The 15,390-nt window shown below is 64.9% G+C and carries 13 protein-coding genes; 9 read left to right on the top strand and 4 right to left on the bottom strand.

Annotated features, from left to right (window positions below; translation table 11 throughout):
• Nucleotides 1-42 precede the first annotated feature (42 nt).
• Both OIE67_RS52400 and OIE67_RS52395 read left to right on the top strand, forming a co-directional pair.
• Nucleotides 43-543, top strand: a complete 501-nt coding sequence (locus tag OIE67_RS52400; protein WP_326634666.1) for a cysteine dioxygenase family protein — start codon at nucleotides 43-45, stop codon at nucleotides 541-543.
• A gap of 11 nt (nucleotides 544-554) precedes the next feature.
• Entirely contained in the window at nucleotides 555-1,052 is a 498-nt protein-coding gene (locus tag OIE67_RS52395; RefSeq protein ID WP_326634665.1) for a pyridoxamine 5'-phosphate oxidase family protein, read from the top strand.
• A 174-nt stretch (nucleotides 1,053-1,226) separates the two neighbouring features.
• Here the strand turns inward: OIE67_RS52395 and OIE67_RS52390 are convergent, their stop codons facing one another.
• The 3 genes from OIE67_RS52390 to OIE67_RS52380 form a co-directional block, all read right to left on the bottom strand.
• Nucleotides 1,227-3,050 (bottom strand): ABC transporter ATP-binding protein, encoded by a 1,824-nt coding sequence (locus OIE67_RS52390; RefSeq protein WP_326634664.1) that lies wholly within the window; start codon nucleotides 3,048-3,050, stop codon nucleotides 1,227-1,229.
• A complete protein-coding gene (locus tag OIE67_RS52385) occupies nucleotides 3,050-4,882 on the bottom strand; it encodes an ABC transporter ATP-binding protein (RefSeq protein ID WP_326634663.1) in 1,833 nt (610 codons plus the stop codon). The genes OIE67_RS52390 and OIE67_RS52385 overlap by 1 nt, the downstream gene beginning before the upstream one ends.
• 275 nt (nucleotides 4,883-5,157) lie before the next feature.
• Nucleotides 5,158-6,015 (bottom strand): dioxygenase family protein, encoded by an 858-nt coding sequence (locus tag OIE67_RS52380; RefSeq protein ID WP_326634662.1) that lies wholly within the window; start codon nucleotides 6,013-6,015, stop codon nucleotides 5,158-5,160.
• A gap of 350 nt (nucleotides 6,016-6,365) precedes the next feature.
• Here OIE67_RS52380 and OIE67_RS52375 point away from each other — a divergent pair, with 350 nt between their 5' ends.
• The 3 genes from OIE67_RS52375 to OIE67_RS52365 are packed head-to-tail and all read left to right on the top strand — an operon-like array spanning nucleotide 6,366 to nucleotide 9,177.
• On the top strand, nucleotides 6,366-8,291 hold the full coding sequence (locus tag OIE67_RS52375) for a hypothetical protein (protein WP_326634661.1): 1,926 nt from the start codon (nucleotides 6,366-6,368) through the stop codon (nucleotides 8,289-8,291).
• Nucleotides 8,292-8,294: 3 nt separating this feature from the next.
• The gene (locus tag OIE67_RS52370) at nucleotides 8,295-8,873 is read left to right on the top strand and encodes a hypothetical protein (protein WP_326634660.1); all 579 of its coding nucleotides are present in this window, start codon (nucleotides 8,295-8,297) and stop codon (nucleotides 8,871-8,873) included.
• A gap of 4 nt (nucleotides 8,874-8,877) precedes the next feature.
• The gene (locus tag OIE67_RS52365) at nucleotides 8,878-9,177 is read left to right on the top strand and encodes a hypothetical protein (protein ID WP_326634659.1); all 300 of its coding nucleotides are present in this window, start codon (nucleotides 8,878-8,880) and stop codon (nucleotides 9,175-9,177) included.
• A 61-nt stretch (nucleotides 9,178-9,238) separates the two neighbouring features.
• Here OIE67_RS52365 and OIE67_RS52360 read toward each other — a convergent pair whose 3' ends face one another.
• Entirely contained in the window at nucleotides 9,239-9,781 is a 543-nt protein-coding gene (locus OIE67_RS52360) for a hypothetical protein (protein ID WP_326634658.1), read from the bottom strand.
• 471 nt (nucleotides 9,782-10,252) lie between these two features.
• Here OIE67_RS52360 and OIE67_RS52355 point away from each other — a divergent pair, with 471 nt between their 5' ends.
• The 4 genes from OIE67_RS52355 (at nucleotide 10,253) to OIE67_RS52340 (ending at nucleotide 15,348) form a co-directional block, all read left to right on the top strand.
• On the top strand, nucleotides 10,253-10,891 hold the full coding sequence (locus OIE67_RS52355; RefSeq protein ID WP_326634657.1) for a hypothetical protein: 639 nt from the start codon (nucleotides 10,253-10,255) through the stop codon (nucleotides 10,889-10,891).
• Between the two features lie 88 nt (nucleotides 10,892-10,979).
• Nucleotides 10,980-12,395: a ParB N-terminal domain-containing protein gene (locus OIE67_RS52350; protein ID WP_326634656.1), complete on the top strand. Its 1,416-nt coding sequence runs from the start codon at nucleotides 10,980-10,982 to the stop codon at nucleotides 12,393-12,395.
• Nucleotides 12,392-14,212 (top strand): DEAD/DEAH box helicase, encoded by a 1,821-nt coding sequence (locus tag OIE67_RS52345; protein WP_326634655.1) that lies wholly within the window; start codon nucleotides 12,392-12,394, stop codon nucleotides 14,210-14,212. Before OIE67_RS52350 ends, OIE67_RS52345 begins: the two co-directional genes overlap by 4 nt.
• Nucleotides 14,213-14,421: 209 nt before the next feature.
• Nucleotides 14,422-15,348, top strand: a complete 927-nt coding sequence (locus tag OIE67_RS52340; RefSeq protein ID WP_326634654.1) for a NaeI family type II restriction endonuclease — start codon at nucleotides 14,422-14,424, stop codon at nucleotides 15,346-15,348.
• Nucleotides 15,349-15,390: the final 42 nt, after the last annotated feature.

The following is a 15,390-nucleotide window of genomic DNA, read 5'->3' as shown; positions in this document are numbered from 1 at the left end:
GGACCCTTAACAGGACGCACCCACTCGCAAGAGAAGGCGATCATGACCCAGACCCTGGCAACCCTCACCGATCTCGTCGCCGCCGTACGCCAAGCGGTCGACGTACGAACCGACTGGACGAAAACCGCGGAACTGGTCGCCGACGAACTCCGCACCCACCTCCCGGGCCCCGAACTCCTGACCCCCGACCAGCGCCTCGGCGAGCCCGACCGAGTCGCCGGCCACCTGCTGCACGTCGAGCCCGACGGCGCGTTCTCCATCCTCGGCCTGGTCTGGCGCCCCGGACAGACCACCCGCATCCACGACCACATCACCTGGTGCGTCGTCGGTGTGCTGGCGGGCGTCGAGCACGAGGAACTGTTCGACGAAGCCCTCAATCCCATCGGCGCGCGGGACACCCCGCCCGGCGAGGTCAGCGGCTTCGCGCCGCCCGGCGACATCCACCGCATCCGCAACATCGGCGACGAGATCGCCATCAGCCTGCACATCTACGGCACCGACATCTCGCGCGTGGGCTCCAGCGCCCGCCGCTACTACAACTGAAAGGTCAGCTCATGGACCAGCACGCCATCGACGAGGTACTGAACCGCCCGCTCAGCCAGGAACTGCTCGCCCGCGACCTGGCCAGGCTGGCGTTCGTCGCACTGGACGGCACCCCCCGGGCGATCCCGATCGGCATCTTCTGGAACGGCACGGAAATCGTCATGTGCACGGCCAAGAACGCGCGGAAACTGCCGGCGCTGCGGCGCAATCCCGCGGTCGCGCTGACGATCGACACGGAGTCACATCCGCCGAGGGTCCTGCTCCTCCGCGGCAACGCGGAGCTGGACGTCGTCGAAGGCATCCCGGAGGAGTACCTCCAGTGGAACGGCACGTACGAGATGACACCGGAGCAGCGGGCCGAGTGGGAGGTGGGCGTGCAGTCGCTCTACGACGGCATGGTCCGGATCGTGGTGAAGCCGACCTGGGCCAAGCTGATCGACTTCGAGACCACACTCCCCACCGCCATCGCGGAGCTCATGCAACGGCAGCAGGAACGCCAGAACTCCTGAACCCGCCCCCTCACGTCAACCAACCCGCACCTCGCATCCAGACGACCGAACCCGCTCCACCCCTCAACCCGAACCTGGCGCATCCTGACGACCCGACCGGCGCGGCCCCACCCCTCAACCCGAACAACCCGAACCTCGCGCATCCAGACGACCCGACCGGCCCCGCCCTGCCCCTCAACCCGAACTGACCGGAACGAACCCCGTCCCCGCCCGATAGTTGGGCGACTGGTGCCGGAAGTAGGTGTTGTAGACCTGGCAGTAGCGCCCACCCCGGGCCAGCAACGTGGCGTGATCCCCCTCCTCCACGATCTGCCCATGGTCCAGCACGATGATCCGATCGACATGCTCGATCGTGGACAACCGATGCGCGATCACAATGGAAGTCCGCCCGGCCAGCACCACGTCCAGCCCCTCCTGGATCTGCGCCTCGGTCAGCGGATCGACGCTGGCCGTAGCTTCGTCCAGCACCACGATCGCCGGATCCTGGATGAGCAGCCGAGCCAACGCGACGAGCTGCCGCTGCCCCATCGACAAGGCACGCCCGTGCTCACCGACATCGGTGGCCAGACCGTTCGGCAGCGCCTCGATCCAGTCACCACCGCCGACCGCCGACGCGGCGGCCAGCACCTCGTCATCGGTGGCCTCCGGCCGCGGATAGCGGATGTTGTCCGCGACCGTCCCGCTGAACAGGAACGGAGCCTGCGGCACCGCACCGATCTGCCGCCGGTAGGAGGCCAGGTCGAGGGTACGGATGTCGCGGCCGTCGATCAGCAGGCGGCCTTCCTGGAACTCGTAGAAGCGGGTGATCAACTTGCTCAGCGTCGACTTGCCCGCCCCGGTATGCCCGACGAGCGCGACACTCTCACCCGCCTCGATCCGCAGATCGAAGTCACGCAGAACAGAATGCGCGGCATCGTATCCGAACGTGACCCCCTCGAACTCGATCCGCCCGGCCAACTCTCCAGCCGGCTGTGAGTCGCTCTGCACCACCCGGGGCGGAGCGTCGATCAGCGCGAAGACCCGTTCCGCGGCTGACAGGCCCTGCTGGAACTGCGACCAGAACGCGGCGATGGACGTCAGCGGCATCCAGAAGAGCGCGATCCCTTGCAGGAACAGGTACCAGTCACCCGCCGACAGCCCCCGGGTCAGCACCGCCGAGCCGCCAAGATACACAAGGGCGACCGTGGCCAGCCCGGCCACGAAGAAGAGCACGGGGAAGATGCCGGAGAAGACGAACCCCTGCCGCAACGTGACCTGGTAACTCTGCTGGTTGATCGGCCGGAACTCGTCGTAGACCTGCTGCTCCTGGCGGAAGTTCTTGGCCACGGCGATGCCGCCCATGGTCTCCTGCAGATTGGCGTTGACCCGGCTCAGCGACCGCTGCGCACGCCGGGTGCTGGCCCTGGCCAGGCGCCGGAACAGCAACGCCAGACCCACCACGATCGGCACCACGAGCAACGTGAGCAGAGCCAGCTCGACACTGCGCACGAACAGCAGCACCGTCACGAACAACACCATCAGCACCTGACTGATCAAATCCATAGTCAGGCTAGATACGGTGGCGAAGTCGTCGGTGTCGGAGGTCACCCGGCTGACGATTCGCCCGGACGGCGTCTCGTCGTAGAACGACATGTCACGTTCGAGCACGGCGTCGAACGCGTCCTCGCGCAGTTGCAGCACCACGTCGCCGGTGACCCTGGAGCTGAACCACTGGCGGACGAAGTTGAACACCCATCCGAGCCCGCCGGCGAGCAGCACCCCCACCACGAACATCCAGCCGACCTGGGCGATCGTGCCATCAGCGACGGCGTCCACGACGTAGCTGACCAGCAGCGGCATCGCCGCGTTGCTCAGCGAGGCGGCCACGATCATGCCGGCGACCAGGAACATCGCCCCGGCCTTGGGCCGGAAGTAGGTGACGATCCGGCGCAGCAGGTCGCGGTCGTTGTAGGTGCGGTCGTAGTCCTCGGCGTCGAGCCCGTCCATGATGAAGCCCATCAGCGCACACCCCCCTGCTCACTCGCCAGAATCGGGGCGTCGTCTTCCTCCTGGACGCCGACCTCGTCGTAATGGGCGAAGATCCGCCGATAAAGCCGACTACGTTCGATCAGCTCGTCATGCGTACCGCAGTCGACCAGCTCGCCCCGCCGCAACAACAACACCTTGTCCGCCCACCGGATCTGGGAGAGCCGATGGGTGATCAGCAAGGTGGTGCGCCCGTCGAGGATGCGCCCGATGGCCTGCTGAATCTTGTCCTCGGTCGCGGAGTCGATGGCGCTGGTGGAGTCGTCGAGCACGAGGATCGCCGGATCGGTCAGCAACGCCCGCGCGATGGCCAGCCGCTGCCGCTGCCCGCCGGACAACGTCACGCCCCGCTCACCGATCACTGTGTCGTAGCCGTCGTCCAGCTCGCCCACGAACTCGGCGGCCTGCGCGTCCTCCGCAGCCCTGATCACCGCCTCCCGGTCGGCCCGCTGGCCGAGGCTGAAGGCGATGTTCTCGGCGACCGAGCGGGAGAAGAGCACGATGTCCTGCTCGATCGTGGAGATCTGGGAACGCAGCGAGTCGAGGTCCCAGTCGCGTACGTCGACGCCGTCGACCAGGATGCGCCCCGAGGTGACGTCGTAGATGCGCGGCACCAGCTTCGTCAGCGTGCTCTTGCCCGACCCCGTCTCCCCCACGATCGCCACCGTCTCGCCCGGTTTGACGGTGAACGACAGCCCGCGCACCGCCGGCTCGCCGCCGTCGTCGTAGCCGAACGTGACGTCGTCGAAGACGATCTCACCGGTGATCGGCGCGGCGTGACCGTCGTCGCGCTGCTGCAGCTCGGTGTCGGAGGTGACGATGTCGAGGATCCGGCGCGCGGAGGCGATGCCGATCTGGACCAGGGAGAAGGTGAAGATGGACATCTGGGTAGGGAAGCCCAGCATGACCACCAGCCCCATGAACGCCACCAGGTCACCCACCGAGATCGCCCCGGTGCTCTGCAGGTAGAGGCCGTGCCACAGCGCTCCGGCGACCGCGCCCGCGAACAGCAACGTCGGCAGATAACGAGCCTGCACCAGCCCGTTGCGGACGAACGAATCACGGTAGAGACGCGCGTACGAGCGGAAACGCCGGCGCTCCTGCCCCTCCTGCGCCATCACCTTGATCACCTCGATGCCCCGCACGGCCTGGCTGAGCCCGGCGTTGAGATCGCCGAACTGCTCACGCATGCGGGTCGCCACCGGGTTGAGCTGACGCATGTAGTGCCACAGCGCGAAGGCGAAGCAGACCGCGAAGAGGCCGGGCACCAGCAGCAGCCGCGGATCGATCGTGGCGATGAAGAAGAACGGCACGATCCCGGTCAGCCCCGAGTCGGCGATGAGGTCGATGCCCGGCGTGACCATGATCGACAGCTGCCTGATGTCGTTGGCGGCCCGCGCCATCAGATCGCCGACCCGCTGGCGGTTGTGAAAGGTCTGACTCTTGCCGAGCAGGCTCACGTAGAGCTCGTCGCGCGCGTCCCGTTCGAGCCGCTTGGCCAGCACCTCGCTCGACAGCCGCGCGACGACGTCGGTCAGCCCGCGCGCCACGATGACGACCAGCAGGATCAGCGCGATGAACCCCAGCACAGAAGCCGCGCCGCCACCCCCGCCGAGCACGGCGTCGAAGGCCGCACCGGTGAACTGCGGCACCGAGGCGTTGAGCACGGTGTTGACCAGCGTGCCACCGAGAAAGCCCAGCAGGACGACCGGATGACCGCGCATGTGAGACCAGATCCAGCGCACCGGGCCACGCCGGTTGTAACGCCGACCGGAGACGGAGAACTCCGAGCTGTTGCCGGTCACGACGGTGGCCTCCCCGATCAGGCGGTGAGTGGGCTTCGAAACTGTTTTCTATCACCGGGGTCCGACAGTTTCCCACCGCATTTCCCACGACCGGCCACCACGCCGCGCAGGCTCTCGAACCGACCTCGGGGCACGCTCTCAGCCCGCCCTCAACCGACCGATCCCCCGCCCCGCCAACCAGCCGGCGCGCGTCAACACCCACGATTCCTGTACGCCCCCGCACAGCTCCCGCAGATCACTTACCGCCACCCGTCACCCGCCAAACCCGCGAGACGTCACCCCCCGTCCTTCCACCCGACCGGCACCAGATTCACATCGAACTCGATCTCCTCGTACGGAACCTCCATCCCCCACCCCTCCGTACGCGCCCGCGGACGACGAACAAGCTCCTCCTTCACCGCGTAAGCCGCATCGGACCCCAGATAGGGATCCCCCGCTAGAAACACATGCGTGACCAACGGCCGATGCCCTTCGGCAGCGACCCGATAGTGCAGGTGAGCAGGCCGCATCGGATGCCGCCCGATACTCCGCAGCAGCACACCCCCCGTCCCATCAGTAGGAACGGGATAACTACTCGGCCGAATCGTCCGGAACCAGTACCGCCCATCGTCATCGGCCGTGAACACCCCACGCAGATTGCCGAGCTCCTGAGCGTCGTCCTGACTGTCGTACAGGCCGGCATCACTGGCCTGCCACACCTCCACGCTCGCCCCGGCGAGCGGCGTACCGTCACAGTCGAACACCCGCCCGTGCACCACGGTGGGCACCCCACGCTCCCGCTCGGGCCCATCACTGACCCAATCGCCCAACTCCCGCACAGGAGCAGGCGAGTGGAACGGCCCCTCCACAGACGACGGCGTCATGTTCGCGGGCCCGACGTGGTTGACGTCGTCCACGGCACTGGTCAGCCCGAGCATGTCGGACACCAGGATGAACTCGTTGCGATCGGCCGTGCACATCTTCCCCGTCTCGACGAGGAACGAAAGCCCCGCCAGCCACTCCTCGGGCGTCGGCCGCACCTCCTCGACGAAGGCGTGCAGATGACTGACGAGCGCGGAGACCAACTCGTTGACCCGAGGATCGGGCCCATCGATCTGATCCAGCACCTGACGCAGCAGCGGGTTCGCATCCATACCCCGGAGTCTCCCGCTGTCCACGTCCGGAGGAAACCCGCTCCTTCATCCGTCTCATGAACCAAGCCACAGCAGAGAGCGGAATCCCTCAATATGTTCAGCCATAAACCCCAATCACAACAGCCCGTATCGCCCTCACCCCGCTCCCCTATGCTTTTCGGAGAACATCCTGCCGAACCGAATAGCGGATCCACGAAACGCTGCTTGAACCGGAGCTCAGCGGTTCGCGTACTCCTGGTCGTCACTGCGATTACCATGCCGGTACCGCAGCAGTCCTCAGCCGAATGCCAAGGCGAGGTTAAGCTGATTGGCGGTCCGGACGTGTTCCCCGAAGATGCCGGAAATCCCCCATGACACAGCCGAGCGATCTACCGCAGAAGCCGTTCGACGATGAGTACTCCGGGATCCACCCGTCCTGGATGGATCAGTTCGAGAAAGCATTGAGCCGTGCCGGAGAACTGCTCCGCAGGAACGAGCCGCTGGTCCGGCGTGCGATGGAAAGAGTAGAGCTGGACGTCTCAGGACTGAGCGCCATGCGGGAGGTGGAAGGCTGGATCCGCTCGAAGAGTCCCGAGCTTCGGCGGCGGAACGATGCCATCCAGGCGATGAACGATACCTGGGGACCGCAGTCGAATGGGTTGATCCCCTTCGATGAGGAACTGCACAAGAAGGTCTCCTACGACGCCGACGCCTACGCGGCGGCGGCGCACCTCAACCGAGCCGCGGACGGCGAGAAGGTCGATGACAAGACGCTCGCTCAACTGGAGAAGCACGCGGGAGACACGGGCTTCGCGCTCAAGCTGATGAACGCCATGGGACCGGAGCGAGTCCGGCGACTGCTCGCCAAGGTCAACGGGCAGGACGACAAGCAATCCGAGCGCCTGCAAGCGGCACTGGGGAAGGCGCTGGGCAGCGCCAGCAGCCAGTTGAGCACGCAGTGGCGTAGAGACCTGACGTCCAAACTGACACGCGGCACTCAAGCGGGGATCGCCGCCGCGCTGAAACACGGCAGCTACAACACCTCTTTCCTAGTCGAGGTCGCCAAGGCTCTGGATACGTTCGAGCGAGGGCCGATGGCGCACCATGTGGTTGGGCGCCATCCCATGGCGGACGTGATGGAGGCGCTGAAGGGTAATCCCGAAGCAGCTCAAGAGTTCTTCGCGAGCGGCGACAGGCTCAAGTTCTACACCACCGTGCTCTCTTTGAAAGACGGAGGCAAGGCGGTGGGCCAGGCGCTGGAAGCGGCCACAATGAAGCTCAGGGATCGTGCGGGATCGCCTGAGCAGCCGTTCGCCGGCTATCGATCAGCTGATCTGGCGGCGAAGCTCATGGAGTTGCAGTACGAGCAGGTCAAGGCGGGCAAGCCGCAGGAGACGTTTGTCGCGCCGATTTCCATCGGGCGGATATTGGCGTCCTACATTCCGGACGTCAACCGAGCCGCTATGGGCGGAATAGAGCAACCCGGCGTCTACACGCAGGACCATCCTGGCGTTCCTGGCCAGGAGCCATGGGGTGCCAAGTTCAATCGGCAACACCTCATCAAGGTGATGCAGCATACTTTTGAGAAGGACGAGAAGGCGTTGGGAGTGGTCACGGCCGCCCAAGCGGCCTGGAGTGGCAAGCTCTACGATTTCGGTGCCGCCGAACTCGCCGCGAAACATGGCAAGGACGCGATGATCACTGCTACGCAAGAAGTCGCCGCAGGGTTCGGGTTGATCGCCTATTCCGGTGGTATCGCCAAAATAACCGAAGGGCGCGAACTCGACGAGGCTCAGAAGCGCAATATGAAGATGTTCATGGCAGTCATCAACACCGGACTGTCCTTCCCTCAGGCAGGGGCATGGCCGATCACCGCCAGCGTGGTGGGGTCCTGGGGGTCCGTGATCGAGGACAGCGTCCAGGGCACCGCCGAGAAGAACGCCGTGGAGTCGGCCAACTTCACCGCCGAATACACGCGCGAATTCGCCGGCCAGCTCGCCGCTCAGGCCATGTTCAACCACGGCCTGTTCGGCTCGCCGGATCCACCTGCCAAGTCCCATCCATGGGCGTCGCTGACCGATGTGAGACCGGGAGATGACCCACGCAAATCGCCTAACAACTTTCTCAAGGACGACGGCAAGACGCTGATGACGCTGGAAGAGATGATGAAGTCGAATCAGAACCCGTACGACGCTTATAAAGCGTGGCTACGTCGCCCGAACGACAACCCGTGGGTGGGCCTGGGAATGCAACAGACCATAGACCAGGCCTACGCCAACGGCTTCCCGAAGTTCTGAACGATGAAGAAGCCCGTCGCCGGAATGGCTGGCCTCCTCGCCTGCGCACTGATCTTGATAGCGGCATGCCAGCAAGACAGGCCGCCGGCCGTGGACACAGCTCCTCTGCCATCAGCGGCCGATCCTCCTTACCTTTGCAACCACGTACCAGAGGCTGCGGCCAGGCTGATGACAGGTGTGCGCGATCCCATCGTGGTCGGCACTCTCACGGAGCCGCGCGACGAGGCCGGCCACGGCACCTGCGGCCTGTACCAGCCGGAAGGTGAACGGGTACAGCTCCTGCGAATCACCCTCGATACCGGGGGGATCCGCGGCCAGGTCGATGAGTACCTCAAAGACGGCGGAAAGCCGCTACCTGCCATCGTGCCCGACGGCTACGGGGCCTACATCAAGGACCCCGAGCAGGAAACGCACATCGCCGCGATTCTCGTCAGGGGAAAGGCGCGCCTCTTGGTCGACCTCGGTCATGGATCCACCGGCAGGGACAACGCCGGCGACATGGTGGCATTCTTGAAGCTGATAGCTCCGAAGCTCCTCACCGGCACACCGTCATCCAGCCCTTCACAGAAGACGGGGAGCTGAGCCGATGTCCGAGATGGTGTCAAATCCGCTGCGTGAGGCGCTGCAGGACACGCTGAAGACGATCGAGCCCCTGCTCCATGAGATGAGAAACGCGCTCGATACGCCCTTCAAGAACTTCCACACCGGCAGGGTCTGGACGGGGCCGGTTGCGAAAGCCTTCGATGGCGAACTTGATCGCCACAACGGACGGGTCATGCATGCGAGCGAAACCATGCTGAATGATCTCCGCTGGCTGATCACACGCACCCCAGTCGAGGTATCCGAACAGCAGGCATTGGAGATCAACCGACGGTACGGCCTGTAGCCGCTTCGGCACTGAGCAGGCAGTGATCAGTGATCACCGAGAGCCGCAGGACCGGGACTGCCTACGCGGCCTGATTTCCTCCACGTATCTGTGCCAAGGTTCGAGCTTCTGGGAAGTTACCGGCGTCCATCAGGTGGCCGACTACTGCCAAGACGAAGTCCCCGGGCCTACTCGCGACCTTCCGAAGAAGGGTGTCCGTAGCCTCGGTAAGTCCCCGGCTGCTGCACTCTCGGATCGCGGCGGCAGCCTCTATCGCAGGTGCCTGGCCGCCGGCAAAGTCCAGCATGGCCACGACATGCTCGTAGCGGCCGCTGTCCAGGTGTCCCACGAACTCGTCGATCGGCCAGAGGACGTCGGCCGTCAAGTCGTTGCGCCGGTCCCCCTCAGCGGCGGGGACCGGCGCAACGTGCGGAGCGCCGGTCCCAGGTGCCGGAGGGAACCGGCGGACCGCGTGTGCAGGGAGATCGGCCGGCTCTTCAGCGTCGGTCTGGACCTCGTCCTCGTCCTGGGCTCGTTGCAGGAGGCACCGCAGATCCTCCTCACTCTTGGTCCCGGCAGGATTCTTGCACTCCGCGAGCTTGCGGAGTCCGAGGACCGTCCCCATGTCAGGGCTCTGTACCTGCCCCAGGAGAAGCCGACTGAGGGCGGAGCGGGAGCACGGGATCCGCGCTGCGACGCTGCGCATCGAGCCGCCAGCGCTACGGAACAGGGTGCGCATCACCAGCGTAAACTCACGCCGGGCCGGTGAAAGGGAAGCGGAAAGGGGCCTCATTTGCCCACTTGTTGGCACAGACAACTCCTTGCAATGGAGTCCCTCTGGGATAAGAGCTCCATATTGGCGGATGTCTACGACAGTTGTGAGGTTTTTCCGCACCAGCGGGACACAGCGGAACACAAACAGCAATCGGGACACGGCCGGGACAGAAAAGGCTTCCCGCGACGCATCGGCTTGCGCTTCTCTGGAGGGGTCAGCAAAACCGGCCCGCCTAGCCATCGGGCCGTCATCATCCGCAGACGAGAGGATCCGAGAAGCATGGTGGCAATACCTCCCTGGACGGACGAGAGCCTCGGCACCATGAAGCGCGTAGCCCTGTGGCTGGTGCAGGAGGTCGGAGTCGGCAACGTGTTCACCAAGGAGCAGCTGCGGACCACGTTCGACGGAGTCAGCCAGGTTGACCGCCGCATGAGGGACCTGCGCGACCACGAGTGGCAGATCGACACCAACCGGGAGGATCCCTCTCTCGACCCCAGGGAGCACCGGTTCGTGCAGCAGGGGCTACCGGTGTGGCAGCCAGGAGTGGGAAACCGCAAGACCACCGGGTCGGTGGGTGCCGTACAGCGTCGTGCTGTGCTGGTGAGGGACAACTACCTGTGCCGTACCTGCGGCATCGGGAACGGTGAGGCGTACGCCGACGACAGCGCAGCCACCTCTCAGCTGGACATCGCGCGCCGCCAGGTCAGTCTGCCCGATGGGAGCACCGAGGTGCAGTTGGTCACCGAGTGCAACCGGTGCCGCGTCGGCGGGCGAGACGCCGGCAGCGATCTGCGTGCCTTCAAGGCGGCTCTGGAGACGCTGTCGGCGTACGAGCGCAAGATGCTGTCCGCCTGGATGGAGCAGGACGCCCGGAGCTTCAACGAGGTCGAGAAGCTGTGGGGCGTCTACCGCACCCTGCCTGAGCCGGCGCGCGACCAGGCCCGCAGCATGGTTCAGTAGTCCCCTCTCCCAGTCCGCGGGTCAGGCACCGGAACTCGCACGTCGGTGCCACCCCTGACAACTTGTACCTACGTGAAGGAGCACTCACGTGTCGATCGACTTCGGCCAGCCCCGCGAGGCTGCCGGCAACCGCGAACTTGTGGCCCAGCGGCTGAAGGAGCTGCGCAACGGGCAGGGAGTGCCGGAGACGCTGACAGTCGAATGGCGGGGAAAGCCTACCCATGTCGAAGTCATCGACATGCCGGTCGAGGTCTTGCGCTACAACCCTGGCACACACCGCATCCGTGCCCAGCGAGCCTACGACCCGGCCCGTGACCGGACCTTGGCCGAGGACCCCTGGAGCCCTGAGAGCCAGGACTATCTCCACTCCCTGCTGAAGGCGTTGCCGGCTGACCCCGCAGTGATCGACAAGGCCTTCGAAGACCTGATGGAGAGTCTGCGCGAGTACCAGCAAAACGAACCCGGGCTGATCACTCGCGAGGGCATCCTCGTCAACGGCAACACCCGCCGCGCTGCCCTCAAGGAACTCGGGCGGCCCAGCATGCGGGTTGGCGTCCTGCCTGAAAGCTGCACGTGGAATGACATCCACGCTGTTGAGCTGTCCCTGCAGCTGCGCCCGGATACCCGCCGGGACTACTCCTACATCAACCACCTGCTCGCTCTGGAGGAGCAGGTGGCGCTCGGCAGGCCCCTGGCAGAAATCGCCCGGAACTTCCACACCACGACCCCGGCTTGTGACCGTGACCTGTGGATCCTGACCCAGTTGCGGGAGCTCATCAACCGCAGCACTGCTGGCACTGCCTCGCTGCGGCTCATGGACTTCGAGAACGCAAAGGAAAGGTTCTTCGAGCTCTACCGCACTTACAACACCGAATCCGCGCGTAACCGGGAGCGCGCCGACCTGATGAAGGAGGGCCGGCTGGCGGCCATCGTGCTCGAGTTCGCCAAGACGGATGTCCGCTTCATCCAGCCCGACTTTCATGAGCGTTTCCTGGATCAGCGCCTGCCAGCGGATCTCAAGCCCGCACCCGCGCAGAAGACCGCAGCTGTAACCATCCCTGGCCTCGGCCGCACTGTCCAAGCTGCCGGCGCGAGGGTCACCGCGGCCAAGGCGCTCACCGACTCCCTCCTACGAGCCAAGGCTGTCAGGGCGGCAGGCTCCGCCGTAACTGCTGAGGAGCGTAGGGCGGCGGCCGAGGTCTTCGACCGCGCACGCGTGGTCTTCAATGAGGCACTGGAATTCGCCGGCAGGGATTACCGACTCCGCAAGAAGCGCCTCGCTGCTCCCGATCGCGTCACAGATGCATGCAAGGACCTGGAGCAGTGTGTAACTGACCTCGTCCTCGCCCGCGGTAACGGAAGTCTGGATGAAGGCGCGTTCGACGACGCCCTTCTGCAGTTGCGCACCATCATGGAGCGCGTTGCTGTCGAGGCCGGCAAGAGCGTACCGCTCCCAGGCGAGGGCCTGACCTGGCTCAACGACGCTGTGGGGAGGCAGCGGTGACGGTGGCGGAGACGGAGCCGTCGCTGCGGATCGCACTCGACGTCTCGCGAACGCGCGTGGTTCTGCGCACCACACCCGGGCACGAGCAGGATTTCGCGGACCTCGCCGCGCGCATCGCGCCAGGCGGCCAGCGGGGGCCGCTGGTTGGCGAGTTCGATCTAGACGACTTCCTCGACCGCCTTATCGAGCTCGGTTCCTGGCAGCACGAGGGCGTCGAGTGGGAAGACGTCCTGCTCCAGTTGGTCAACGGCGTCCTCGATGACGCGGAGCGAGCAGAGCAGACACTCAGCGGTGGAGCAGACGCCGGTCAAAGCGCGATAGCGCCAGACGACGTGCTGGGACTGCTCGGAGAAGGCTGGATCGGAGACCTCACTCCTTTCCAGCTCCGGGACGCCGCACAACTGCTGTCGCTCGGTCACGGCGCAAATTTCAGCGTCCCCGGCGCCGGCAAGACCAGGGTCACACTCGCTGTCTACGCAGCCCTCCGCGAACAAGGGCTAGCCGAGCGGCTACTCGTTGTTGGGCCCAAGTCGGCTTACGAGGCTTGGCTGACAGAAAGCCAGCTCTGCTTTCGTACGCCACCGCGCACCGCTGTCATGAGCCGCACTCCGGACTACGGCGCCGAGGTGCTGCTGGTCAACTACGAGCGTCTTTCCCGGGCCGTGCCCAGCCTCGCTTCCTGGCTGGGGGCCGCGCCATCGATGCTCGTGCTCGACGAGGCCCACCGCATGAAGCTCGGCGCCAACGGAACCTATGGCGCGGCCTGCCTCGCGCTCGGGCCCGCCGCCGCCCGGCGGCTCATCCTCACCGGCACTCCGGCCCCTAATGGGGCCCGAGACCTGGAGAATCTGCTGTCGTTCGTCTGGCCCGGCCGTGGCAAGCGCGTGGTCTCTGATGCCGTACGCGGAGGCGACCTCGCCTACGCCAGCAGCGTCCTGCGTCCGCTGTTCACCCGTACCACCAAGAAGGAGCTGGGCCTGCCGCCGTTCGAGCCGAAAGTCCGCTACGTCAGCCTGCCGCCAATCCATCGGGAGGTGTACGAGGCGCTCAAGGGCAATTTCTCCGCGCGGGCTGAGGCATGCCGCGACGACATCGAAACTCTCGGCCGAGCAGCGTTGCGTCTGATCATGGCCGCTACCAGCCCAGCCCTGCTGATCGAAGGCAATAGCCCGTACGAACCGCTCGCCTACGGGCCTTCGCTCCTGGAGGCTGCTCCCGGAGACTCTCTATACAAACTGCTGCGCAATCTGCCCAGCTACGAACTCTCCCCCAAATACCAGGAGGCCGTTCAGATCGTCGCCGCCAATGCGGCGGCCGGTCGCAAGACGATCGTGTGGACCAGCTTCGTGCGCAACATCACCACTCTGACCGAGCTGCTCGCCCCCCACGATCCGGCCGTTGTCCACGGCGGCACGGCCGACCGGGACGAGGAGATCAGGCGCTTTCGCGAAGATCCCGACTGCATGGTGCTGATCTCGAATCCGGCCACCCTTGGTGAGGGCATCAGCCTGCACCAGGTCTGTCACGACGCCATTTACGTCGATCGCGACTTCATGGCCGGCCGGTTCCTGCAGAGTCTCGACCGCATCCATCGGCTAGGACTGGCTCCCGGGACAGAGACCAGGGTCACCGTTCTCGTCGCAGAAGGCACCATCGATGAAGTGGTGCAAATGCGGCTCCAGGCGAAGCTGGAGTTCATGGGCAGCATCCTGGATGACCCAGAGGTCCGCCAGCTCGCAGACCTCGTAGAAGAGCCCGTCGGGAGCTACGGCTTGGACCTGGCGGACATCCGCGAACTCCTCCGTCACCTGGGATAGAGCACTACTGGACCACGTAGACCCGCATGGCCATAGTGCAGCGGCCCTCATCGAGGATTATCCCGCTGAAGTCCAGCTTTCTCCTGAGCAGGTCTGGGATCGGTCATACAGTTGCCAAGGAACTACAGCTGCCTGGCCGGATGGCTGCCGCATGTCGCAACAAATCCGAAATGCTCGGCTCACTGCTGGGCGCTGAGAGGGAGCGATAGTTGACCGAACACGACTCCGCCCTTATGGCGGTCTCCTCACATCTGAGGATGCTGGACGCGGTGGGGCCGCGAATGGGTCAAGCCGTTCGCCGAACCTTCGACATGTTGCTCGACGGCCAGCACACAGGCCGGTACCGCTGGGAGCAGCTTCACAAGACTGAGAAGACACATTGTGGGACTCTGATTGAGATCAACCTGCAGCGTGAGTTCGGTTTTGCGGACGGCGAGGTGCTTGACTACTCGATCGCAGGCCACGAAGTCGATTGCAAGTATTCGCAGAAGCTTGCGGAGTGGATGATCCCGCCAGAGGCCGTCGGCCATCTGGTCCTGGGACTGTGGGCAAGCGACAAGAAGGGGCAGTGGAGCGCCGGACTGGTACGCGCGAGCGAGGAGAACCTCAACCCTGGAAGAAACAGGGATGTCAAACGAACCCTCAGCCGCACCGGCCGTGCAGCTATCCACTGGCTGTTCGAGAACGAGCCACTCAAGAAGAACATCCTCCTCGATCTCCCCACCCATGTCACGGATATCATCTTCCGATCCACGAGCGGGCAGACGAGAATAAATGAACTGTTCCGCCATGTCCAAGGGCTACCTATCAGCCGGAACACAGTAGCAACCGTGGCTATGCAGGAAGATTATATGAAGCGGGTCCGCAGCAATGGCGGCGCTCGCACGGTACTTCGCTCCGAGGGAATCGTCATCTTCGGCCAATATCAGAACCACGTCGACGCCGCCATAGCTCTCGTACTGCCTGCGTACGGCCGGGGAGATTCCATGAGCGTACGACTGGCACGGAAACGCCCGCATCATGCAGGCTTGCCATCTATCACCCTGGACGGCGAGCGATGGGTAGTGGCCGAACGAGATGATCCACCAGAGATGGCACCGCTGCTACCCGATATCGGCCCACTACCCAAGTCGTGACTGCGCTGCGACTGCCTGCGTGGCGTCAACAGCGCTCAACTG

The sequence above is a fragment of the Nonomuraea fuscirosea genome (assembly GCF_035917475.1).
In the GTDB taxonomy this organism is placed as follows: Bacteria; Actinomycetota; Actinomycetes; order Streptosporangiales; family Streptosporangiaceae; genus Nonomuraea; species Nonomuraea fuscirosea.
Note: the sequence above shows the minus strand (reverse complement) of the source record. Positions and strands in the feature narration are given on the sequence as shown.